The sequence below is a fragment of the Amycolatopsis sp. NBC_00345 genome, from assembly GCF_036116635.1.
GTDB lineage: Bacteria > Actinomycetota > Actinomycetes > Mycobacteriales > Pseudonocardiaceae > Amycolatopsis.
In genome coordinates this window covers 6,332,427-6,354,359 of sequence record NZ_CP107995.1, presented here as the reverse complement: position 1 = coordinate 6,354,359, position 21,933 = coordinate 6,332,427, and the positions used below count along the sequence as shown (strand labels likewise).

General features: G+C 71.1%; 17 protein-coding genes and 1 tRNA gene. 13 read left to right on the top strand and 5 right to left on the bottom strand.

From position 1 onward, the window contains the following. The first annotated feature begins 19 nt into the window (after positions 1-19). Complete coding sequence (locus OG943_RS28390) at positions 20-2,026, top strand: S9 family peptidase (RefSeq protein WP_328603979.1); 2,007 nt, start codon at positions 20-22, stop codon at positions 2,024-2,026. Positions 2,027-2,136: 110 nt separating this feature from the next. On the opposite strand, the gene OG943_RS28385 is transcribed toward OG943_RS28390, so the two are convergent. Next, entirely contained in the window at positions 2,137-2,640 is a 504-nt protein-coding gene (locus tag OG943_RS28385) for a MarR family winged helix-turn-helix transcriptional regulator (protein ID WP_328603978.1), read from the bottom strand. A gap of 301 nt (positions 2,641-2,941) precedes the next feature. On the opposite strand from OG943_RS28385, the gene OG943_RS28380 reads away from it, so the two are divergent. The 8 genes from OG943_RS28380 (at position 2,942) to OG943_RS28345 (ending at position 13,397) form a co-directional block, all read left to right on the top strand. Next, positions 2,942-3,769 (top strand): hypothetical protein, encoded by an 828-nt coding sequence (locus tag OG943_RS28380; RefSeq protein WP_328603977.1) that lies wholly within the window; start codon positions 2,942-2,944, stop codon positions 3,767-3,769. A 1,540-nt stretch (positions 3,770-5,309) separates the two neighbouring features. Further along, positions 5,310-5,789 (top strand): hypothetical protein, encoded by a 480-nt coding sequence (locus OG943_RS28375; protein ID WP_328603976.1) that lies wholly within the window; start codon positions 5,310-5,312, stop codon positions 5,787-5,789. Between the two features lie 602 nt (positions 5,790-6,391). Then, positions 6,392-7,543 carry a CaiB/BaiF CoA transferase family protein gene (locus OG943_RS28370; RefSeq protein ID WP_328603975.1) on the top strand — a complete coding sequence of 384 codons (1,152 nt, stop codon included), beginning with the start codon at positions 6,392-6,394 and terminating at the stop codon, positions 7,541-7,543. Positions 7,544-7,598: 55 nt separating this feature from the next. Beyond that, positions 7,599-8,114 carry an isochorismatase family protein gene (locus OG943_RS28365; protein ID WP_328603974.1) on the top strand — a complete coding sequence of 172 codons (516 nt, stop codon included), beginning with the start codon at positions 7,599-7,601 and terminating at the stop codon, positions 8,112-8,114. Between the two features lie 35 nt (positions 8,115-8,149). Then, complete coding sequence (locus tag OG943_RS28360) at positions 8,150-8,566, top strand: hypothetical protein (RefSeq protein ID WP_328603973.1); 417 nt, start codon at positions 8,150-8,152, stop codon at positions 8,564-8,566. Positions 8,567-8,845: 279 nt separating this feature from the next. Then, a complete protein-coding gene (locus OG943_RS28355) occupies positions 8,846-10,813 on the top strand; it encodes a hypothetical protein (protein WP_328603972.1) in 1,968 nt (655 codons plus the stop codon). Continuing rightward, positions 10,810-12,291, top strand: coding sequence for a hypothetical protein (locus tag OG943_RS28350; RefSeq protein WP_328603971.1), 1,482 nt, complete (start codon positions 10,810-10,812; stop codon positions 12,289-12,291). Before OG943_RS28355 ends, OG943_RS28350 begins: the two co-directional genes overlap by 4 nt. A 137-nt stretch (positions 12,292-12,428) precedes the next feature. Beyond that, positions 12,429-13,397 (top strand): quinone oxidoreductase family protein, encoded by a 969-nt coding sequence (locus tag OG943_RS28345; protein WP_328603970.1) that lies wholly within the window; start codon positions 12,429-12,431, stop codon positions 13,395-13,397. Between the two features lie 104 nt (positions 13,398-13,501). On the opposite strand, the gene OG943_RS28340 is transcribed toward OG943_RS28345, so the two are convergent. Continuing rightward, the gene (locus tag OG943_RS28340; protein WP_328603969.1) at positions 13,502-15,961 is read right to left on the bottom strand and encodes an ABC transporter permease; all 2,460 of its coding nucleotides are present in this window, start codon (positions 15,959-15,961) and stop codon (positions 13,502-13,504) included. Further along, on the bottom strand, positions 15,961-16,704 hold the full coding sequence (locus OG943_RS28335; RefSeq protein WP_328603968.1) for an ABC transporter ATP-binding protein: 744 nt from the start codon (positions 16,702-16,704) through the stop codon (positions 15,961-15,963). Before OG943_RS28335 ends, OG943_RS28340 begins: the two co-directional genes overlap by 1 nt. A 120-nt stretch (positions 16,705-16,824) precedes the next feature. Between OG943_RS28335 and OG943_RS28330 the strand changes: the two genes are divergently transcribed. Together OG943_RS28330 and OG943_RS28325 are read left to right on the top strand one after the other, a co-directional pair. Beyond that, on the top strand, positions 16,825-17,976 hold the full coding sequence (locus OG943_RS28330; RefSeq protein ID WP_328603967.1) for a sensor histidine kinase: 1,152 nt from the start codon (positions 16,825-16,827) through the stop codon (positions 17,974-17,976). 6 nt (positions 17,977-17,982) lie between these two features. Then, positions 17,983-18,642, top strand: coding sequence for a response regulator transcription factor (locus tag OG943_RS28325; protein WP_328603966.1), 660 nt, complete (start codon positions 17,983-17,985; stop codon positions 18,640-18,642). A 72-nt stretch (positions 18,643-18,714) separates the two neighbouring features. Here the strand turns inward: OG943_RS28325 and OG943_RS28320 are convergent. Next, a tRNA-Arg gene (locus OG943_RS28320) sits at positions 18,715-18,790 on the bottom strand. A gap of 143 nt (positions 18,791-18,933) precedes the next feature. Between OG943_RS28320 and OG943_RS28315 the strand changes: the two genes are divergently transcribed. Both OG943_RS28315 and OG943_RS28310 read left to right on the top strand, forming a co-directional pair. Beyond that, positions 18,934-20,055, top strand: coding sequence for an epoxide hydrolase family protein (locus OG943_RS28315; protein ID WP_328603965.1), 1,122 nt, complete (start codon positions 18,934-18,936; stop codon positions 20,053-20,055). A gap of 172 nt (positions 20,056-20,227) precedes the next feature. Further along, positions 20,228-21,154: a cation diffusion facilitator family transporter gene (locus OG943_RS28310; RefSeq protein ID WP_328603964.1), complete on the top strand. Its 927-nt coding sequence runs from the start codon at positions 20,228-20,230 to the stop codon at positions 21,152-21,154. A 55-nt stretch (positions 21,155-21,209) separates the two neighbouring features. Here OG943_RS28310 and OG943_RS28305 read toward each other — a convergent pair whose 3' ends face one another. Then, positions 21,210-21,932: a DUF305 domain-containing protein gene (locus OG943_RS28305; protein ID WP_328603963.1), complete on the bottom strand. Its 723-nt coding sequence runs from the start codon at positions 21,930-21,932 to the stop codon at positions 21,210-21,212. Between the last annotated feature and the right edge of the window lies 1 nt (position 21,933).

Genomic DNA, 21,933 nt, shown 5'->3' with positions numbered 1-21,933 from the left:
GTTCCGGTAAGAAGGACGGGTGCCTGCAGACGACGCCCGCACCGGGCCCTTCTCCGATCTCGAAGCCTACGTCGGCCTTCCCCGGCTGACCCCCGGGCTCTGGCTGTCCCCGGACGGCCGGCGCCTCGTTGTGCCCGTGACCTCGCTCGACGAAGGGGGCAGCCGGGAGGCGACGGCGTTGTGGGAGGTGGACCCCGAGGGCGGGCGCGCGGCGCGTCGGCTGACGCGCGGCGCGAAAGGCGAGTCGGCGGCCGGGTTCACCCCGTCCGGCGACCTGCTGTTCGTGTCGTCGCGCTCCGGCGAGCAGGCGTTGTGGCTGCTGCCCGCCGAAGGCGGCGAGGCGCGGATGCTGGTGTCGCCGTCCGGGGGTGTGCGGGGTGTTTCTGCCAGCGGCACGGGGACGGTGCTGCTCGGGTCGGAGATGCTGCCGTCGGCGACCGACGAGGCGAGCGACCGGGAGCTGCGCGCGGGGCGGGCGGACGCGGGGGTCACCGCGTTGCTGCACGAGGAGTTCCCCGTGCGGTTCTGGAACCACGACATCGGCCCGGCGCGCACGCGGCTGTTCACCGGGCAGCTGACCGGTGAAGGACTGGAGCTGAGCGACCTGACCGGGCACGTCGGGCGCGCGCTGGACGACTCCTGCACCTGGGAGATCAGCCCGGACGGCAGCACCGCGGTCACCACCTGGGCGGTCCCGGAACCGGGCGGCTCGCAGCGCTACACGCTGGTCGCGATCGACGTGGCCACTGGTGCCCGCCGCACGCTCGCCGACGACGTCGGCCACGAGTACGCGGGGCCGCGGATCTCGCCGGACGGCGCGAGGGTGGCCGTGGTCGTCAGCCGGCGGTTCACCCCGGAAGACCCCGGCGACTGCTGGCTCGGCGTCGTCCCGCTCGCGGGCGGCGAGGTGCGGATCCTGGCCGAGGACTGGGACCGGCGCCCGGAGTCCGCGTGCTGGACCCCGGACGGCTCCGCGCTGCTGACGACGGCGGACGACCACGGCCGGGCCCCGTTGTGGCGGGTCGACGTCGCGACAGGTGCGGTCACACGGCTGACCCCGGACCACGGCGCGTACTCGGATGCGCAGGTCTCGCCGGACGGGCGGTGGGTGTACGCGTCACGTTCGGCCACGGACAGTCCACCGGCCCCGGTGCGGATCGACCTCAGCGGCGGCGGGGGCGTCGAGGAGCTGCCGAGCCCGGTGGCGCCGCTGGAGCTGCCAGGGCGGCTGGAGGAGGTCGTCACCACTGCGTCGGACGGCACGGAGATCCGGGGCTGGCTGGTGCTGCCCGAGCCCCCGGCCGAGGGAGAGCCGGCGCCGCTGGTCGTGATGCTCCACGGTGGCCCGGTCGGCTCGGCGAAGACCTGGTCGTGGCGCTGGAACCCGTGGCTGTTCGCCGCGCGCGGTTATGCCGTGCTGCTGCCGGACTTCGCGCTTTCGACCGGCTACGGCGTCGAGTTCATCCGGCGTGGCTGGGGCCAGTGGGGCAGCGCGCCTTACACCGACGTGCTGGCGCTCACCGACGCCACCCAGGCGCGGCCGGACGTCGACTCCCACCGGGCGGCGGCCGCGGGCGGGTCCTTCGGCGGGTTCATGGCCAACTGGATCGCGACGCAGACCGACCGTTTCTCCGCGATCATCAGCCACGCCTCGATCTGGGACCTCGGACAGCAGAGCGACGCCTCCGACTTCGCGCACTTCTTCCATCAGGAGATGACCCCGGAGGCCGCCGAAACGGCGTCCCCGCACCGGTTCGCGGACGCCATCACCACGCCGATGCTCATCACCCACGGCGTGCTCGACTACCGCTGTCCCATCGGTGAGGCGCTGTCCCTCTGGTGGGCTCTGCTGTCGCGCTCGAAAGCCGAGGACGGGAGCACGCCGCACAAGTTCCTGTACTTCCCGGACGAGGACCACTTCATCCTCGCGCCCGGGCACGTCAAGGTCTGGTACGAGACGGTCCTCGCGTTTGCCGACCACCATGTGCGGGGCCTGCCCTGGCGTCGGCCGGAGCTGCTGGGGTAGCCGCTCGGGCCGAGGCTCAGGTCGTCGCTCAGGTTGATGCGCTGGCCGGCTTGATGCCCGGCCCGCGCCCAGGTTGATGCTCAGGGGCGGCGCTTTGGCCGGCTTGGCGCTCAGGCCGGCGCCTGGGTCCAAGCGTCGTCCTCGGCCAGCTTCTCGGCGATGCGGTCGTGGAAGCTCTTGCGCTGCAAAGCTTTCTCGAGGTCAAGGACGATCTTGCTGAGCGCGTACGGGACCTCGGCCTCGAGTTCGGCGATCGCGGCCTCGGTCGCGCGCCACTCCGCGGCCAGCTGGGCGACGATGCCCGCCGCCTTGGGGGTCAGCGTCACCCTCTTGCTGCGGGCGTCGTCGCCGGTGGCGGTCGTGACCAGGCCGGCCTTCCGCATCGCCGCGACCTTCTGGCTCAGCGCGGAGTGGGTCCGGTCGACGGACGCGGCCAGCTCGGTGATCGTCATCGGCCCGCGCGCGTGCAGGCGCAGCAGCTCCATCACGTAGCTGGGCTTCAGGCCGTCGATGCCGCGCTCGGTGTAGAGCCGCGAGATGTCGTCGTCCATCGCGGCCTGGAGCAGTCGCAGCGGTCGCCAGGCGCTCTGCTCGGTCGGGTCTTCGTCAACCATGTCCGGGAGTCTAACAGGGCTTATATAAGCGCTGTCGCTTCTTCCTTACCTGCGCGGAATCTGTTCCACTGGCCGGGAAATCGCGATTTCCCTTTGCTGAAGCCAAGATCTCGGATTCCCCGGATGGTTCATTCCATCGGCTCCCGGGTACTTCCCTTTTGTTGCAAGGGATTCTCGATCGGAGGTGCGGATGCGAATTGATCGAGGGTTCACCCGTCGAGCGGTATTCACAACGGTGCTCGCCGGACTCGCCGCGAGTGCGTGCGGCGCACCGCCACGGGGTGTCCAGCCGCGAGCGGAGGTGCCGTCGCCCCGGCCGTCGTCGACTCCACGGGAGACGCTGCCCCCACCTCCGCCGAACGCCCTGGCCACCAGCCTGCTCGTCGGCTTCTGCGGCGCCCCGGGCGCGAAGGCGCTCGGCGAGATGACGGGCGACCTGGCCGCGGCCGGCCGGGAGCTGACGCACCAAATCGGAACTTTCCCGCGGGACCGTCCGGTGACGCCGGTCGTCGAGCTGATCGCCACCGCCGCACACCGCACGCCGGGACCTGACGGGATGTTCCGCAGCCGCGCGTCGGACGTGACCGTGCGCGAGTACCTCGACGAGGCGCGCGCGTTGAAGGGTGTGCTGCTGCTGAACATCCAGCCCGGCCGCGCGGATTTCCTGCCGGAGGTGCGGGCGTACGAGCACTGGCTGGCGGAGCCGGACGTCGGCGTCGCGCTGGACCCGGAGTGGGCGGTGGAGCCGGGCGTCGTGCCGGGGGAGAAGTTCGGCCGCACGACGGGCGCCGAACTGGACGGCGTCGCCGCGTACCTGGGCGAGTTCGCGCGCACCCGTCACCTGCCGGACAAGATCATGGCCTACCACCAGGTCGCACCGTCGATCGTGCGAGACGAGGCGGGCCTGCGCGTGCACCCGGGGGTGTCGGCGGTGAAGATCGTCGACGGAATCGGCAGCGCTGGCGCGAAGAAGGCCACCTGGACGAGGCTGATGGCGACCAGACCGCCACACGTCCAGCCGGGCTTCAAGCTCTTCTTCCAGGAGGACACCCGTCACGGCGCGGCGCTGATGACCCCCACCGAAGTCCTCTCCCTGACGCCGACGCCCGCCTACGTCGTCTACGAATAGCCTTCCCCGGCCGGGTGTCACTCACGCGTGTGGTGCTCCGGTTGATCATGCTCGCACCGGGCATCCTTGCGGCGACCGCACAACGACGGGAGCCGCGCGGATGACACCCTGGTGGGCAGTGGCCGTGGCCGCTGTCGTGCTCGTTCTCGTGCTGGCCGCGGTCCTCGTGATGCTGCGCAGTCGCCGTGCCTCGCGCGCCCGTGCCGCCGCTGTCGCCGACTGGCGTTCCCGCGCCGCTTCCGGCTCGCGCTCCGGCTCCGCCACTGACTCGCGCGCCGCTTCCCGCTCTGCTTCGCGCTCTGGCTCGCGCCGCCGTGCTGCCTCCCGCGCTCCTTCCCCGTCCGCTTCCGCCACTGACTCGCGTTCTCATTCTGGCTCCGCCACCGACTCGCGTTCCCGCACTGGTTCTGACTCGCGTTCTCGCACTGATTCCGACACCAGCTCGCGTCCTCACGCGGGTTCTGACTCTCGCCAAAGCGCTGCCCACACGGATGACCCGCTAGCCCGCTACCCCACGGCCCGTCAACGCCCAGTCCCGAACCCCACCACCCGCCGTACCCCACCGCGAGACCGATCACGAAACCGCCCTTACCTGGCGCCACTCCCCACCCCAGGGCCAGAGAACCACCGTCCTGCCGATGGTGCTGGCAGCGCGCCCCTGCCGCAGGCAGACCACGATCCGACGGCTCGCGCTGCGAACCGTCCACCCGCGGTTTCAGAGAGCCGAGGACCGGGACCAACCCGCATGAGCGGTCCCCACTCCGACCCCAAGCACAACCCGTCAAGGACGACCGGCGATAGCCGTCCTTCCCCCACCCCGGAGGACAACGACGCGCCGAGGCTCGCCGGTGCGGACCACCCGCGCCCGCCCTGGGAGGACGGCTCGCCGAGGCCTGCGGGTGCGGACCCCTCGCACCCGCTCCGGGAGGACGGCGCACCGAGGCTTGCCGGTATGGATCGCCCGCCGTTGCCCCTGGAGGACAGTGCGCCGAGGCCTGTCGGTATGGACCGTCCGCAGTGGCTCGGGGAGGGCAGCGCGCCGAGGCTTGCCGGTGTGGATCGTCCGTCGTCGCCTCAGGAGGGCAGTGCGCCGAGGCCTGCTGGTGTAGGTCGCCCGCAGTGGCTCGGGGAGGACAGCACGCCGACGTCCGCCGCCGCGAGCCATCCCCACCCAGCACCGAGCCCGGCCACACAAGCGAGCCCATCGCGGCCCCGCGCGTCCCACCCCACTCCACCGGAGCTGTTCGAGTCCCCCGGCGCCACGCCGACTCAGCCGGTCCACCTGCCGGACCACCGCCCCACCAACCCAGGCCAACCCCGACGAACTCCCGACACCACAACGTGGCCCGACGCCGGCTTGCCGCAACCCCGCACGTCCCCAGCCCGCCGGACGAGCCCCGACGTCGCGAGCTTCAGCCCCATGCCCTCCCACCAGCCCGGCGCCCAGCGCCCTCGCCCCGTGGACGAGAGCCGTCACCCCGTCCACCAGCACCGCCCCGACGGGCCGGGCCCCCGCCCCGCCAATCCGAGTCCGCGCCCTGTGGACGAGATCCGCCACCCCCTCGACCAGCACCGCTCCGCCGATCAGTACCACCCCGCCGACCAGCATCCCCGCCCCGTCGATGCACGCCTCTATCCTGCCGATTCGCGCCCCCGCCCCGCTGATCCGCGCCTCCACTCCGCCGATCCGAGCCCCCGCCCCGTGGATGAGAACCGCTCACCGGCCGATCAGGGCAGCCATTTCGACAGCGAGCGCAACTGGTCCGACAACCCGCACCTCCGCTTGGTCGGCCAGGAACACGCCCCGGCCGACCAGCGCCACTACCCCGTTGAGCCGCAGGAACCACCACCCGGCGTCTCCCCAACGGCTGGCAACGTCGATCGCCGCACGTCCGGGCGCAGGCTGGTCGGCCCGCCGGAACGTCGACGGTGGGGGAGGGCCACCCCGCCTCCCGAAGATCAACCGGGCACCGGCAAGATCTCCCGCCGTCTGGACGGCCCCCGCCCGGACGACCACTGACCACCAGCCCGACCTGGCAGGCCCACTGCCCACCGTGAACGGATGTTCCAGGCTCGGTTGCCCTGACTGACCCACCCGCCGAGACACACTGGGCATGGTTCCGCCTGGCGCGGCACCACGGTGCGGCTTGACCCTCGCCCGGCGGCGACACGGCTGAACCACGTGGCGGGCCCGCAGCCGACCCCACTCCGGAGCGGTGCACCTCGGACCTGCTCTGCCCTGTCATTTCCGGCCCGACCCGGCTCCGACCACCTCCGCCAAAACCAGACAAGACCCGACAGCCGCCGAGGCCCGACCGCGCACACCCAAGCCACCCAGCTACCCACGGCCACTCGCCCCGCCCCGTCCGACGGCTCCCGGTCCGCCCCGGCAGGGCGGATCCCAACAGACGAGACGTCCGCCCGCGTCACACGATTGAGGACGCCCCCGCTCGGGTACGTCAGAAGTAGCCCGCCGTCGCGGTTCCTCCCCCCACCGTCGGGGCGGCGGGCTCGGCCGGGCCCGCGCGTTGCGGGCCCGGCCTCGAACTTCCGGTGGCAAGCCGTGGCGGGTCCAGCTCCGCGCTCCTACCCTCGTCGGCAGGTCTCGCGGAAAGGACTTCGATGCTGCCATTGTCCGGAATCACCGTCGTTTCGCTGGAACAGGCCGTCGCGGCGCCGTTCGCGACGCGGCAGCTCGCCGACCTCGGCGCGCGGGTGATCAAGATCGAGAGGCCGGGCGCGGGCGACTTCGCGCGGTCTTACGACGCCACCGTCCACGGTCTGTCGAGCCACTTCGTTTGGCTCAACCGCAACAAAGAGTCGTTCGCGCTCGACGTGAAAGTGCCCGGGCAGCGCCAAGTGCTGGACGAACTGCTGGCGCGCGCCGACGTCTTCGTGCAGAACCTCGCGCCCGGCGCGGCGGAGCGGCTCGGCCTTGGCGCAGACCGGCTCCTGGCCGAGCATCCGCGGCTGATCGTCTGCGGCATCTCCGGCTACGGCACCGACGGCCCGTACCGCGACAAGAAGGCGTACGACCTGTTGGTGCAGTGCGAAACCGGCGTCCCCACCCTGACCGGAACCCCGGACCAGCCCGCGAAAACCGGCATCCCGGTCGCCGACATCGCCGGCGGCATGTACGCCTACAGCGGCGTGCTTTCCGCGTTGTACGAACGCGAACGCACCGGCCGCGGCCAGGCCTTCGAGGTCTCCCTCTTCGACGCACTCACCGAATGGGTCGGCTTCCCGCTCTACTACACTGTGTACGGGGGCACCCAGCCGGCGCGAACGGGACTTTCGCACGCGGCCATCGCCCCGTACGGCCCGTTCCTCTGCGGTGACGGCGAGACGATTTTCCTGGCCGTGCAGAACGACCGTGAGTGGCAGCGGCTCTGCGCCGACGTCCTGCGGCAGCCGGAGCTGGCGGCTCAGGATTCCTTCGCTACCAACGACGCCCGCTCCGAGCATCGCGACGAACTGCGTGCCGTCATCGAAGCGGCGTTCGCCCCGCTCGACTCGGCGACGGTGCTCGACCGGCTTGACGCGGCGTCGATCGCCAACGCGCGGTTGCGTGGGATCGCCCAGCTGGCCGACCATCCGCAGCTCACCGAACGCGGACGCTGGGGCGAAGTCGGTTCGCCGGCAGGGCCGCTGCGCTCGCTCGTACCACCGGTGACGGTCGCGGGCCGTGAACCGCGCCTCGACCCCATCCCCGATGTAGGTGAACACAACGCCGCCCTGCTGGCCGAACTGGGCTACGACGGCATGCCGGACTGACCGTCCACAGTGGCGAGGAGCCGTTTTTGTCGGTGGTGGGTGCCATGCTCTTGGCATGACTCCAGCGCTGCTCCTCATCGATGTCCAGAACAACATGCTCCGCCCGCCCGAGCCGGTGCCCGACGCCGACCGGGTGGCGGCGGCGATCGCCGCCGTGCTGGCCCGTGCCCGCTCGGCCCGCGCCATCGTCGTGCACGTGCGTAACAACGGCACCGAAGACGATCCCGACGTACCCGGCTCACCTGGCTGGGCCTTTGTCCACGATGTGCGCGAGGGCGAGCACATCGTGGACAAAACGACGCCGGATTCGTTCGACGGCACCCCGTTGGCGAGTCTGTTGCCGCCCTCGGCACCGCTTGTGGTGGCGGGGATGCAGAGCGAGTTCTGCGTGCGCTCGACGTCGCTGGCGGCCCTCCGGCGCGGTCACACGGTCACCCTTGTCTCCGACGCCCACGCCACCTACGACGGCAGCACGCCCGCCGCGACGACGTCGAAGGCCGTCGACGCCGAACTGTCCGCGGAGGGGGTGACGCTGACGACGAGCGAAACGGTCGATTTCGCCGCGCGCTGAGCGGCGGCGGATTCCGGACTTTCACCATCGGCGTGGTGGCCGGGCCCGAGCGGGACGACGGGGCGCTCGCGGAGGCGGCGAACCTGCTCGAGATCGCCCACGTTCGCGCCGAGTTGATACCCGCGTTCGTCGAGCTGGGCGTGCGAGCGGCCGGGCAGAAGGACGTCGCCGAGGCGTGGGCGGTGTTGGCCGCGGCCGGTGCCCTCGCGCGTGAGACCGGGAACGCGATCTGGTGCACCCACGTCGACACCGCGTTGCGACGCGTTGGCGCGCCGGGCAAAAGCGCATCGCTTACGCGGCAAGAGGCCAAGATCGCCACGCCGGCCCGCGCGGGGTACAGCAACAAGGAGATCGCGCAGAAACCAGTGCTGACCACTCGCGCCGTCGAGTACTACCCGTCGGCCGGAAGCTCGGTATCGCGGGCCGGCGCGATCTGCACCTGGCCCCGGTGACGCTCCACTGATCGAAAATAGGAAAGGGAATGGCATTCGTTCAATAGCACCACCGGACGTTAGGCCGAACCGGTTAATGCTGAAGTCGTGAATTTTCCCTTGTACCGCACCGTCAAAGCTCTGACCTGCGAACATGGACGCGTTAGCACAGTCCGGGCCCAACGCGTACGGTATTTGCATTCTCTGCGTCCGGTACCACCCGCTGGTTATAGTTATCGCTCGGTTTTCACTCGGGGGAAGGGGGACGTCGACGTGCCCCTGCTGGCTGGAGTCGGTGCCGTGACCGGCAGGCTCACCGAGGAACTGCTCGCCCGGCCCGACGGGAAGAGCCGGGCGCTGCCCATCGTGGTGGCGGTCGGGGCGCGGGGGACCGGGAAGACGGCCCTGCTCGCCGCCGTCGCCAAGCGGTGTGAGGACGTTCCGCACGCGCAGGTGGACTTCGAGCGGCACGACTGGGAAAACGTTCAGCCCCGGGAACTGGTCGGCCACCTCGCGTTCGAGCTCGGCCGGCACTGGCGGCAGTTCGGCCGGCTGGCCTTTCCCCGGCTGTGGCTGTGCATGCTCGTCCTCGGCGCGCCGGTGGAGCTGAACGACCGCAGGGCCGCGTTGCGCAAGCTGCGGGAGCTGCTGGCGAAAAACCAGCCACTGGAACGAAACCGCGAAGCGATCGTCGACGTCGTGCGGCTGGCGGGCGGCGTCGCGCCGGTGGACGGCCTGCCGGGCCTGACCGCGGCAACTGACCTGTTGCTGCGCGGCCTGAGCTGGTATGACCGCAGGCGGCTGCTCGGGAAGATCAAGGCGCTGCCCGCCGCCACCGGCGACCACTCCGACTTCCTGCTCGGCATCGCCAAGCAGGCGAACGGCGACGAGGAGGACCGCGCCACCGTCGACGCCACCTTCTGCGACGCGTTCCTCGCCGACCTGCGCCGCGCGTACTCCGGCATCAACCGCTCCCGCCGGACGCTGAACAGCGTGCTGCTGCTGGACAACGCGCACACCCCGGGCGGCCGGGCGTTCCTGCGCGTGCTCACCGAAGCCCGCCACCGCAGCCCGGACGAGCCCGACCCGCTGGCCGTGGTCGCGACCGGCCGGAGCTGGAACCCGGACTGGAACGAGAGCTGGTCGTTGCCGACGGCGCCGCCCGCCGACGCCATTGACCGGCGCCGGCCGACCGCGCACCGGACGAACGGCCTCGTCGCCCCCACCCCGCGCCATCCGTCCGAAGTGGACGCCGACTGGGCGCCTGGCGCCGAATCGCCGGAACAGCGGTGGAACCCTTGGTACCTGGTGGAGGTGGGCACGCTGGGCCGCGATGACGTCGTGGACGTCGCCGCGGGCAGCGACATCCACCCGGCCTCGCGGCTGCCGGGTTTCCTGCACCGCCTGACCGACGGCCACCCCGGCGCCGTCGCGGAGGTCCTGAACGCCGTCGCGCACACCTACGACTCCCATCGCGCGGGCGCGTTGCGGTCCGCGCTGCACACGCCGGTCGCCGGGCCGGACGGCGGCGAATCGGTGCTGCTGGCCGGGATGCGCGAGTACCTCCTGCAGGACTTCGCGCCGCCGAGCCGGGAGGACCTGGTCACCGCGAGCGCCGCGCTGGACGTGGAAATGCTGTTCCACAAGGAAATCCTGGAGCTGCGGAATCCGGCCGGGGAAGGAGCGCTGTTCAAGGAGCTGGGCGACCGGCTGTGGTTGTGCGCCGAGCCGGGTGACCCCGTGCGGTACGTGCTGCACCCGTGGCTGCGCCGGGTACTGGTGCAGGAGCTGGCCGCGCGCGCCGAGGACCACTCGCTGAGCTGGGTCCGCGTGCACACCCGCTGCCGCGACTTCTACGAGAAGAACGGCCGGACGGTCGCCGCCCGCTACCACGACCTGGCGCTGGAGAACGTCGCCGGCGCGGTCGAGCACCTGAGCAAGCCGTTCCTGCGCGCCCGGCACGCCGAGTTCGACCTCGCCACGGCCAAGGCGTGGCTGGCCGAGCTGGACGTGATCACCGCGGCGCCCAACCGGCTCGACAAGACCGCCGACCCGTACCAGCAGGTCGAGTCGCTCGCCGGGCAGTGGGACGACGAGCTGGAGACCACGCTGGCCTGGCTGGTCGTCGCGCTGTGGATCGCGCGCGACCCGCTGGGCGATCCGGGCCGGACGCTGGACTCGACCATCGAAGCCGGCTTCCACCAGCTGGCGCAGGGCAGGGGGCGTGGATCCATCTTGGTGCACGAGCGCGCGGAGCGGTACCGATGAGCCGGCGGGACGAGCGGATCCGGCCACCGCGGCCGACCTGGTCGAAGTGGCTGGTGGCCGGCGGCGGAGTGGTCCTGCTCGTGATCGTGCTGGTGGCGGTGTTCGTGGTCGTGCCCGCGATCAGCCTGGCCGGGCGCACTTGCGCGGACGGCGTGGAGAAGCGCGGGGACAACGCCGAGTGCACGGGCCTCACCGACGGCGGCTACGTGTTCGCCCCCGATCTGGCCTCCGTCGAGCAGCGCATCCGCGCCGAGAACGACTCGGTCGCCGCGTCGGGCAAGCCGTTCGTCACGATCGCGGTTTTCCTCCCGATGACCTTGACCGAGAACGACATCCTGTCGCCGGAGTGGGTGCGCCACCAGCTGGAGGGCGCCTACATCGCGCAGCACCGCGCCAACACCACACAGTCGTGGGGCAGCCTGCCGCTGGTCCGGCTGCTGCTGGCCAACCCGGGCAGCCACCTGAACCAGTGGGAGCCCGTGGTGAACGCGCTGCTCGGGCTGCCCGGCACCGACCGGCTGGTCGCGGTCACCGGGATCGGGCTCAGCCTGGAGACCGCGCACGCCGCGATCCAGCGGCTGTCGGATCACCGGATCCCGGTCGTGGCCTCGCACCTGGCCGCGGACGAGTTCTCGGAGATCCCCGGTTTCCTGCGGGTCTCGCCGACCAGCTCCACCTACGGCATGGCCGCCGCCAGCTACGTCAAGCCGACCGCGCACACGGCCACGATCGTGCAAGACGACAACGCCGCCGACCTCTACCCGAAGACGCTGGCCACCGCGTTCACCCGCCGGTTCGCCGACGCGGACCACCGGATCACCGGCCGCACCGAGCGGTACGACTCCAGCCTGCCCGGCGTCGAGAACACGTTCCTGCAGATGATGCCGAACATCTGCGGCGACCAGCCCGACGTCGTTTACTTCGCCGGGCGGGAGAACGACCTCACCGCGTTCGTCACGCAGCTCGCCCAGCGCCCGTGCCTCGACCGGCACCTCACCGTGCTGACCGGTGACCTGGCCCAGACCGGCCCACCGGGCCCGGAGATGCGGCGGGGCCTGGAATCGAACGTCACGGTGCTTGCCCCCGGGCTGGCCCACCCCCAGGCGTGGACGAGCGAGCCGAACGCGTTCAACAAGGCCGCGGTGGCCAGCTTCCAAGAGCGCGACTGCACGGACTGCTTCGAGGCCCTGTTCCCGAAGGAGCGGCTGGACGACGGCGTCGCCATCCTCGCGCACGACGCCGTGCTCACCGTGGTCTGGGCGATCCGCCAGATCCCGCGGGCCGTGCCCGCCCAGGTGACCGCGCAGGACGTGCTCCAGGCGAAGAACCGGCTGCACGACACCCTCGCCGTCCCGGGCGCGAGCGGCATGATCTCCTTCGACGACCGCGGTGACCCGGTGAACAAGGCGGTGCCGATCCTGCGCGTCCGGCTGGGCGACACCCCGGAGTTCGTGCAGCTCTCGGCTCCCTTGTCCTGAGGGACGAATCCTTGGTGCGCGGGCGACCGGGCGCGAACCGCGTCAAGCGAGCCGACGTCGCGCGAGCCTTGACAGGTGAGCGCCCTCCGTCATAACGTTCCGATCCGAATCGGAACAATATGATGGAGGGGATTCGCATGAGAGCGGTAGTCGTCGAGGCATCACGGGAGCTGGCCGTGGCCGACGTGCCCGAGCCGGCTCCTGGTCCCGGGCAGGTTTTGCTGGATGTCGACGTGGTCGGAGTGGGCTACGTGGACGTCATGGGACTGCGGGGTGGCGACGAGCTCTCTCCCGCTGCCGGTTCGGTGCCTGGCCTCGAGGTTGTCGGGCGTGTGCGGACCGTGGGTTCCGGCGTGTCAGAGGAACTCGTCGGAAAACGAGTCCTGGCGCAACCTGATTTCGGTGGTTACGCCGAGCAGGTCGCGGTCGACGCCGATCGGCTGCTTCCGGCGCCGCCCGATGCCGACCCGGCCGAGGTGGTCGCCTTGGGCCTCAACGCGCTGGTCGCCGAGGGAGCGTTGCACCGGACCGGAGTCGCCCCGGGTGAACGGGTGCTGGTCCGTGGCGCGGGCGGCGGGATCGGCGTGCTCGCCACGCAGATCGCCCACGCTCGGGGCGGCGAGGTCACTGTGGTGACTTCCTCCGCGGAGCGGGGAGAACGCTTGCGGGCACTCGGCGCCGCGAAGGTCGTCGACCGCACCCGGTCCGGCCGTCCCGAGGACACTTACGACGTCATTGTGGACACCGTGGCCGGCCCGCAGGTGGGCGAGTATCTGGAACTGTTGCGCCCCAACGGCCGTTACGTCCTCTGCGGTGGCGCCGGCGGTGTGCCGGGGCCCGAAGCGTTCGAGCCGCTGCTCCGCGACTTCCACAAGTCGTTGACGCTGCTGACCTTCAGCCTGAACTCCGTGGCGCCCGAAGATCGCCGCCAGTCCTGGGATCGGGTCGTCGCGCTCCTGGCCGACGGCCGGCTCTCCGCCGTGCTCGACCAGAGCTTCCCGCTCGCCGATGCCGCCGCCGCGCTCCGGCGGGTAGAGCGCGGAAAGTCGTTCGGCAAGGTCGTTCTGCTTGCCGCACAAGGAATTCCTGGTCGGGTTGTGCCTTGATGCCGGTGTGACCGGCCGGCACTCCCAGCGGTCAAGGGTGGCGCCGCCCGCGAGCGTCGCCGTACCCGAGCAAGCACCTTCGCACCTGCTCGGGTACGCACTGGCTACTCCGTGTCGGTGTGGATCGCGGTCAAGATCGGCGTACGGGCGGCTGTCCGGGCGGGCCACAGCGACGCGAGGATCCCGATCGCCACGGTCATCAGGACGAACACGCCCAGCTGCGTCCACGGCACCACCAGCGAGACCCCCTTCTGGCTGAGCACGCCCACCGCGCCGAGCGCGCACCCGGCGATCAGCCCGATGCCGGCGCCCAGCGCCGCGATGATCACCGACTCCCATCGCAGCACCGATCCGACCTGCTTGCGGCCGAGACCGACCGCGCGCAACAGGCCGATCTCGCGCACTCGCTCCAAAGTGGACATCGTCATGGTATTCACCACGCCGAGCGCGCCGATCAGCACCGACACGCTGAGCAGCGCGTACAGGATGTTGAGGAAGGATTCCGCCTCGCTGCTCGCTGCCTCGGCGGCCTCGGCCTTGGTCTGCACGGTCAGCACCGGGTTTGCGAGCGTCTGCTGGATCTGCTTCCGCAACGCTGCCGGGTCCTGTCCCGGCGCGGCCTTCACCAGGATCGTCTGCGGAGTCGCCGCTTCCGGAGCGCGCTGCACCGAGATCAGCGCCTTCTGGTCGGCGGACTGCGGCGCGTCATAGATCGCGACGACCGGCAGCGACACCGCCTGATCGGCCGCGCCCAGCACCTGGATCGGCCCGGACACCTCGGAGCCGACCTCGAGGTCGTACCTCTGTGCCGTCGCCGTCGAGACCGCGATGCCGTCGGCCAGCTTGTCGAGCGAGCCCTCCTTGACCGTCAGCGGCAGGAAGTCCTTGGCACTGCCCGGATCCACGGCCGTCAGGTTGAGGAACTTGTCCTCCTCGAGCTTGATCGACACCGGCGTGAGCGGGCTGACCGCGCTTACACCGGGCACCTTCGCGATATCGGCGGTGGTGCCGGAGTTGAGTTCCGAGAAGGCAATCGCGGTGACGCTGATGTCGGCCTTGTCGCCGGTCTCGGTCTCCTTCGCGTCCTTCGCGGCGACCGACGCGATCCCCACGGTGACCGCCGCGCAGACGGACAGCCCGATCATCAGCGTCGCCGCCGTGGCCGCGGTCCGGCGCGGGTTGCGGCGGGTGTTTTCCACGGCCAGCGTGCCGCGCATCCCGGAAAGCCTGGTCAGCGGGCCGCGCAGCAGCTTGGTCAGGCCGAGGCTCAGCCACGGGGTCAGCACGATCAGGCCGAGCACGAGCAGCGGCGCGCCCAGGTAGATCAGCTCCTGCGTCTCGATCCCGGCCGCGGTGATCGCCGCGCCGAGCAGGCAGACCACAACACCGATGATGTTCCGGCGGCGCAACGACTTCGCGGTCGGCGCCAGCCCGGCCCGCAGCGCCGCGATCGGCGGGGTGGCGGCCGCGCGCCGTGCCGGCACGTACGCGGCGATCATCGTCACGCCGACACCGACGCCGAGCGCGGCGGCCAACGCGCCGGCGCTGAACACCTGCAGCGGCACGTCGGGCCCGTTGACCACGGAGAATCCGCGGTTGAGCAAGAGGGCCGCGCCGATCCCGAGCACGTAGCCGAGCACCGTCGCGATGACACCGAGCACGGCGGCTTCGGCGAGCACGCTCCGGAGCACGTACCGCCGCGACGCGCCGACCGCGCGCAGCAGCGCGTTCTCCCGGGCGCGGGCCGCGGCGAGCATGGTGAACATGTTCGCTACCAGGAAGATCGCGACGAACAGCGCCACGGCCGCGAACAGCAGCAGGATATCGGTGAGCTTGTCGTCGCTCGGGGCGGAGTTGAGCGAGGCTCCCGTTTCGGCGTCGAACGTCGGCGGCAGCGTGGCGCGCACGCTCGCGGCGATCGCGTCCTGGCTGACGCCGGGCGCGGCCACGAGGTCCACCGCCGTGTAACCGCCCCGCGTCGGGCTGAACTGCGCGCTGGCGGTCTTGAGGTCGAACGCGACGAGCGTGCCGCCCCCGGCGAGCCTGGGGTCTTCGGCGGCGAAGACGCCGGTGACCTTCACCTGGTGCGCCGCGCCGTTGACGATCACCCGCACCTGGTCGCCGACCTGGTAACCCGCGCGCTCGGCGGTGAACTCGTCGAGCGCGATCTGGTCCCGGCCGGTGGGTGCCTGCCCGGCGCTCAGCGGGTAGCGGCCGGGGTCGTAGCTGACGCCGCCGGCGCGCTCGGACCGTCCGACGATCGCCCCGTCCTTGCCGACGAGGAAGGCGTACCCGTCGGCGAGCGGCCGGGCCTGCGCGACGCCAGGGACGGCGTGGAGCTGCTGGACGACGTCGTCGCCGAGCGGGGTGGCGAGCAGGGAGGGCTGCACCTCGACCGCGACGTCGGCCTGTGCGCGGGCTTGGGCGCGGGCGACCGAGGTTTTGACCGCGTCGCCGTAGAGCAGCGACCCGACGACAAACGCGACGCCGAGCACCACCCCGAGCGTGGGCAGCAGGAACCGCGCCTTGTGCGCGAGGATCGACCGGAACGCGCGGCGGAACATCAGCGCACCGCCTGCGGCTCGAACCGGCGCATGCGGTCCAGCACCCGGCCGGGCGTCGGCTGCCGCATCTCGTCGACCAGCCGGCCGTCGGCCAGGAAGAGGACCCGGTCGGCGTACCCGGCGGCGATCGGGTCGTGCGTCACCATCAGCACGGTCTGCCCCCACTCGCGGGCGCAGCGCTGCAGCAGGCCGAGGATCTGCGCGCCGGAGCGGGAGTCCAGGTTCCCGGTGGGCTCGTCGGCGACGGCCAGCTCCGGCCGGGTGATCAGCGCCCGCGCGCACGCGACGCGCTGCTGCTGGCCGCCGGAGAGCTGCGCGGGCCGGTGGTCGAGCCGGTCGCCGAGGCCCGTCGCCGCGATGACCTGGTCGGCCCAGGCCTGGTCCGGCTTCCGGCCGGACAGCGACAACGGCAGGATGATGTTCTCCCAGGCGCTCAGCGTCGGCAGCAGGTTGAAGGACTGGAAGACGAAGCCGATCTTCTCGCGGCGCACGCGGGTGAGCTTCTCGTCGTCCAGCGAGCCCAGGTCGACGCCCGCGATGCTCGCCTTCCCCGTGGTGGGCTTGTCGAGCCCGGCGAGGCAGTGCATGAAGGTCGACTTGCCCGAGCCCGACGGGCCCATGATCGCGGTGAACTCGCCGCGCCGGAAGCCGGCGGTCACCCCGGCCAGCGCGACCACGGCGGCATCGCCGTCGCCGTAGACCTTGCCGAGCTGGTGCGCCTCGGCCACAGTTTGTTCGTTCATGATCGCCATGCTCGCGCGGGCGGTGGGGCGCGCGGCTCAACCGAACTGACGAGTGAACCGGCGCCGGCTCCGCCGAAGGGATGAGGACCGTCGCGAGAGAACTGTCCTACCGTGACGGTCATGCTGGCGATGATCGGAAGAATGTCCTGGGCGCAACGCCTCCTGCTCGTCCTGGGCGTGCTCGCCGCGGGGATCGTGGTGTTCGAGAGCCTGAGCGCGGAGACCGTGGCGACGGGGGCAGGGCTGCTGGTCTGCGGCCTGCTTTCGCTGGCGGTGCTGGCGATGCCCACGGTGCGCGCGCTGGTGGTCGCCGGGCTGGCCGTCGTCTCGATCGCGTTCACGCTGCTGGTCCAGGCGCTGCCGGACGGTCTGGACAACACCTTCGGCATCGTGGAGATAGTCGCGCTGGCCTGGCTGACGGCGAGGTCGATCATCGAGCTGCGGCCGAGCCGCTCGGTGCTGGTGGTGCCGCTGCTGTTCGTCGCGATCGTGGCCCTGCCGACCCGCTGCTACACGCTGGGGCGCCCGTTGCTCGACAACGTGGTGACCGTCCTCGGCTTCGGCATGCTGCTGGTGGTCCTGCTCGGGATGTACCTGCGCCTGCACGACCAGCGCCGCATCGACGCGGGCGAGCTCGCCAAGCAGGCGCAGCGCCTCGCCTACGCCCGCGACCTGCACGACTTCGTCGCCCACCACGTGACCGCGATCGTCGCCCAGACCCAGGCGGTCCGCTACACCTCGTCCGCCGGTCAGCGGCCCAGCCCCGAGGCACTCGACGAGATGCTGGCCGGGATCGAGAAGTCCGGCTCGCAGGCGCTCGCGTCGATGCGGGGGATGATCACGGTGCTGCGCAACGACGAACCGGCGCCGGCCCGCACGACGCTGGGCGAGGCGGTCGCCGAACCGGTCGGGCACTTCGTGGGCCCGCCGGTCACCACCGACATCGACGACGACCTCGCCACGACCCATCTGGCCCCGCACGTGCTCGACGCGGTGCACCACGTCGTCCAGGAGTCGCTCACCAACATCCTGCGCCACGCGGGCGGGGCCACGGCGGTCGAGGTGCGCGCCCGCACTTTGCCCGGCGGGCGCCTGGAGACCGTGGTGACCGACGACGGTACGTCCACATCGGACACTTCCGGCGGCGGCTTCGGCTTGGTGGGCCTCACCGAACGCGTCGATGCCGCCGGCGGCACCCTCACCGCGGGGCCCGCGGACGGCGGCTGGCGCGTGACCGCGATCCTGCCGCTGACGCCGGCTCTGCCATCATGACCGGTCATGAGCATCCGCGTGCTGATCGCCGACGACCAGGAGATGATGCGCTCGGCGTTCCGGATGATCCTGGACTCCCAGCCCGACATGGAGGTCATCGCCGCGGTCGAGGACGGCCGCGCCGCGGTTGACGAAGCCCGCCGCCTCCGCCCGGACGTGTGCCTGCTCGACATCAGGATGCCCAAGCTCGACGGCCTGGAGGCGACCCGCCTGCTCGCCGGCCCGGGGGTGCTGAACCCGCTCAACGTCCTGATCGCCACCACGTTCGACCTGGACGAGTACGTGTACCGGGCGCTGCGCAACGGGGCGTACGGGTTCCTGCTCAAGGACATGTCACCCGCGCTGCTCGTCGAGGCGGTGCGCGCGGCCGCGGCCGGCGCGACGCTGATCGCGCCGACGGTGACCACCCGGCTGTTGTCGCACTTCGCGTTGGACCGCTCGGACGCGACCACACCGGACACGGCGCCGAGCGAGCCCTTGACCGACCGGGAGCTCGACGTGGTGCGGCAGGTGGCCCAGGGCCGGACGAACAGCGAGATCGCCGCCGGCCTGTACGTGACCCAGGCGACGGTCAAGACCCACCTGGCGAACGTGCAGCGGAAGCTGACCGTGCGGAACCGGGTGGAGATCGCCGCGTGGGCCTGGCGGACGGGGTTGTGCTCTTAGGGGTGAGCGGCTGGACCAGCGTAAACGCAAAAAAGGGAACGAGGAGAATCCATCTCCCGGTTCCCATCCTTGTGGTGCCCTCGGCAGGATTCGAACCTGCGACACCTGCCTCCGGAGGGCAGTGCTCTATCCCCTGAGCTACGAGGGCGGACCGCCGCTTGCGCGACTGGAGAAGCTTAGCGCATGCCGCCTCCGGGGCTGACAACAGGAGGGTTCTCGCGGGTTGATCTTCGTGGCCGGGGCGGCCTGAGCGCTGATAGCGTCGATCTTGCCGAGGAAGGGAGCCCCACTGTGGCCGCCGAACCGTTTGAGGTCAGCATCACCGACGCCGAGATCGCGGACCTGCGTGAACGGCTGCGAAGGACGCGGTGGCCCGAGGCCGAGCCGGTGGACGACTGGTCGCAGGGGCTGCCGCTGGCCTACGCGCAGGAGCTGTGCCGCAGCTGGGCCGAGGACTACGACTTCGGGTTCGCCAAGCGGCTGAACGCTTTCCCGCAGTACCGCGACACCATCGACGGGCTGGGCATCCACTTCCTGCACGTCCGCTCGCCGGAGCCGGACGCGTTCCCGTTGGTGATCACACACGGGTGGCCGGGTTCGGTGCTGGAGTTCCTGGAGGTGCTCGGCCCGCTGACCGACCCGCGTTCGCACGGCGGGGACCCGGCGGACGCGTTCCACGTGGTCGCGCCGTCGTTGCCCGGGTACGGCTGGAGTGACAAGCCGTCGACGACCGGGTGGGGCATCAAGCGCACCGCGCGCGCCTGGGACCAGCTGATGGTTTCGCTGGGCTACGAGCGGTACGGCGCGCAGGGCGGTGACTGGGGTTCGGCGGTGTCCGGCGCGATTGGCGAGGTGGCGCCCGAGCGCGTCGCCGGCGTGCACTTGAACATGGGGGCCGCGCCGCTGGGCACGTTCGACGACCCGACGCCCGCGGAGCTGGCGAACCTCGAGGCCTCGCAGGAGTTCCAGCGCACCGGCCGGGGGTACTCGGGGCAGCAGTCGACGCGGCCGCAGACGCTCGGTTACGGCCTCACCGACTCCCCGGCGGGCCAGGCCGCGTGGATTGCCGAGAAGTTCTGGGCCTGGACGGACAACAACGGCCATCCCGAGGACGCGTTGTCGCGGCAGAAGATCCTGGACGCGATCTCGGTCTATTGGTTCACCGCGTCGGCCACGTCGTCGGCGCGGCTGTACTGGGAGAGCTTCGGCAGCTTCCGGGAGCAGGTCACGGCGCCGTCCGGGCTCTCGATCTACCCGCGCGAGATCACCCGCCCGTCGCGGCGGGAGGCTGAGCAGCGCTTTACCGACCTGCGCTGGTTCGAAGAGCTGCCCCGTGGTGGCCACTTCGCCGCGCTGGAACAGCCGGAGTCCCTGGTGGAGCAGGTGCGCGGGTTCTTCCGCCTGTTCCGCTGACCGCTCGTCCCATCCCCCGGGAAGCCCACGCCCGGGGGATGGTTCTTGCCGCCCTTCGGTCGTTAAGGTGAACTTAGGCTTACCTGTATTGCACATATGCGCATGCGACTATATATTTCGTCTGGGACCCACACCGCGGTCCCACGGGCAGACCTGGACGGGGAGGCGAAGCATGGGGCACGGACATGGCCACGGGCACGGGCAGGCGGTCGCGCCGGGTAGCGCCTCCGGGCGTTACGTGCGCGCGCTGCTGATCTCCCTCGCCATCGGCGCCGGGTTCATGGTGCTGGAGTTCGTGGTCGGTTTCGCCACCGGCTCGCTCGCCCTGATCTCCGACGCGGCGCACATGTTCACCGACGTCCTGGGCGTCGGCATGGCGCTCACCGCGATCCTGCTGGCGCGGCGCAGCGGGCCGACGTTCAGCCGCACGTTCGGGATGTACCGCGCCGAGGTCCTCGCCGCGCTGGCCAACGCCGTGCTGCTGTTCGGCGTCGCCGGTTACGTGCTGGTGGAGGCCATCGGCCGGATCAGCGACCCGCCGGCCGTGGCCGGGCTGCCGGTGATGCTCGCCGCGGGCGCCGGCCTGGTCGCGAACATCGTGTCGTTCCTCCTGCTGCGCTCGGGCGCCAAGGAGAGCCTGAACGTCCGCGGCGCGTACCTCGAGGTGCTCGCCGACCTGATCGGCTCGGTGGGCGTGCTGCTCAGCGGCGCCATCACGCTGACCACGGGCTGGCGTTACGCCGACCCGATCATCGGCGTCGCGATCGGGCTGTTCGTGCTGCCCCGCACCTGGACGCTGGCCCGCCGCGCGCTGCGCATCCTCTTCCAGCACGCCCCGACGGGGGTCGACGTCGGCGAGATCAGCACCGAGCTCGCCGCGCTGCCCGGCGTCGAGGACGTGCACGACCTGCACGTCTGGACCCTCACCTCCGGCATGGAGGTCGCCTCGGCCCACCTGACGATCAAGGGGGAGGCCGAGCAGTCCGCCGTCCTCACCGAGGCGCAGGACCTGCTCTCGGCGCGTTACTCGATCAAGCACGCCACCCTGCAGGTCGAGGCGCCCCAATGCGCGCGACGGTGCCAAGAGCTGTCCTGGTGAGGACTCGTGAGTGGCGATGACGGTTAGAACCGTCATAAACACTCACGAGTCAGGATCAAGGCGCGGGAAGTGGCTTCGCGCCCCGTGCCTGCAGCATCAGCGTCATCTGGTTCATCTCGGCACCCTGCGAGGTCAGCATGCTCGTGGTGAGCGCCTTGATCGCCGGCAGGCTCGAGTGGTCCTGCGCGTACTGCGCCATCGCCGTGCCGCCCTGGTGGTGGCGCAGCATCAGCTGGAGGAAGTCGACGTCCATCGCCTTGCCGGACAGCGAGCGCAGCTTGGCCAGCTCGTCGTCGGTGGCCATGCCGGGCATCGGCGCGCCGCCGGCCGGGGAGCTGGTCGGCATCTGCATGCCGGCGTGGCCCATCGGCTCGGTCATCCACGTCATGTACGCGCCGGTGGTCTGCTCCGGCTGGTCCCACAGCATGAGCCAGCCCTTCATCCGGCCGACCTGCTCGGTCTGCGTGCTCTCGATGTCGAACGCGAGCTGCTTCACCTCGGGGTCCGTGGTGTGGTCGCGCGCCCAGTTCGCCATCGTGACGGCCTGCAGGTGGTGCACCGACATGTCCTGCGCGAAACCGACTTCGACCGAGCCGGCGGCCGGCGTCGAGGACGCCGGGTCGCCGTCGTTCAGCCGCGTGGCGAACATCCCGATGGCGGCGCCGATCAGCAGCACGGCCACCAGCGTCCCGCCGATGACCACCCAGCGGGACCAGCCCGGCCGTTCACCCGCTTCGGTGTCGGCGGCTTCCGGTTCGAGGTCGGTTTCGGAACTCACT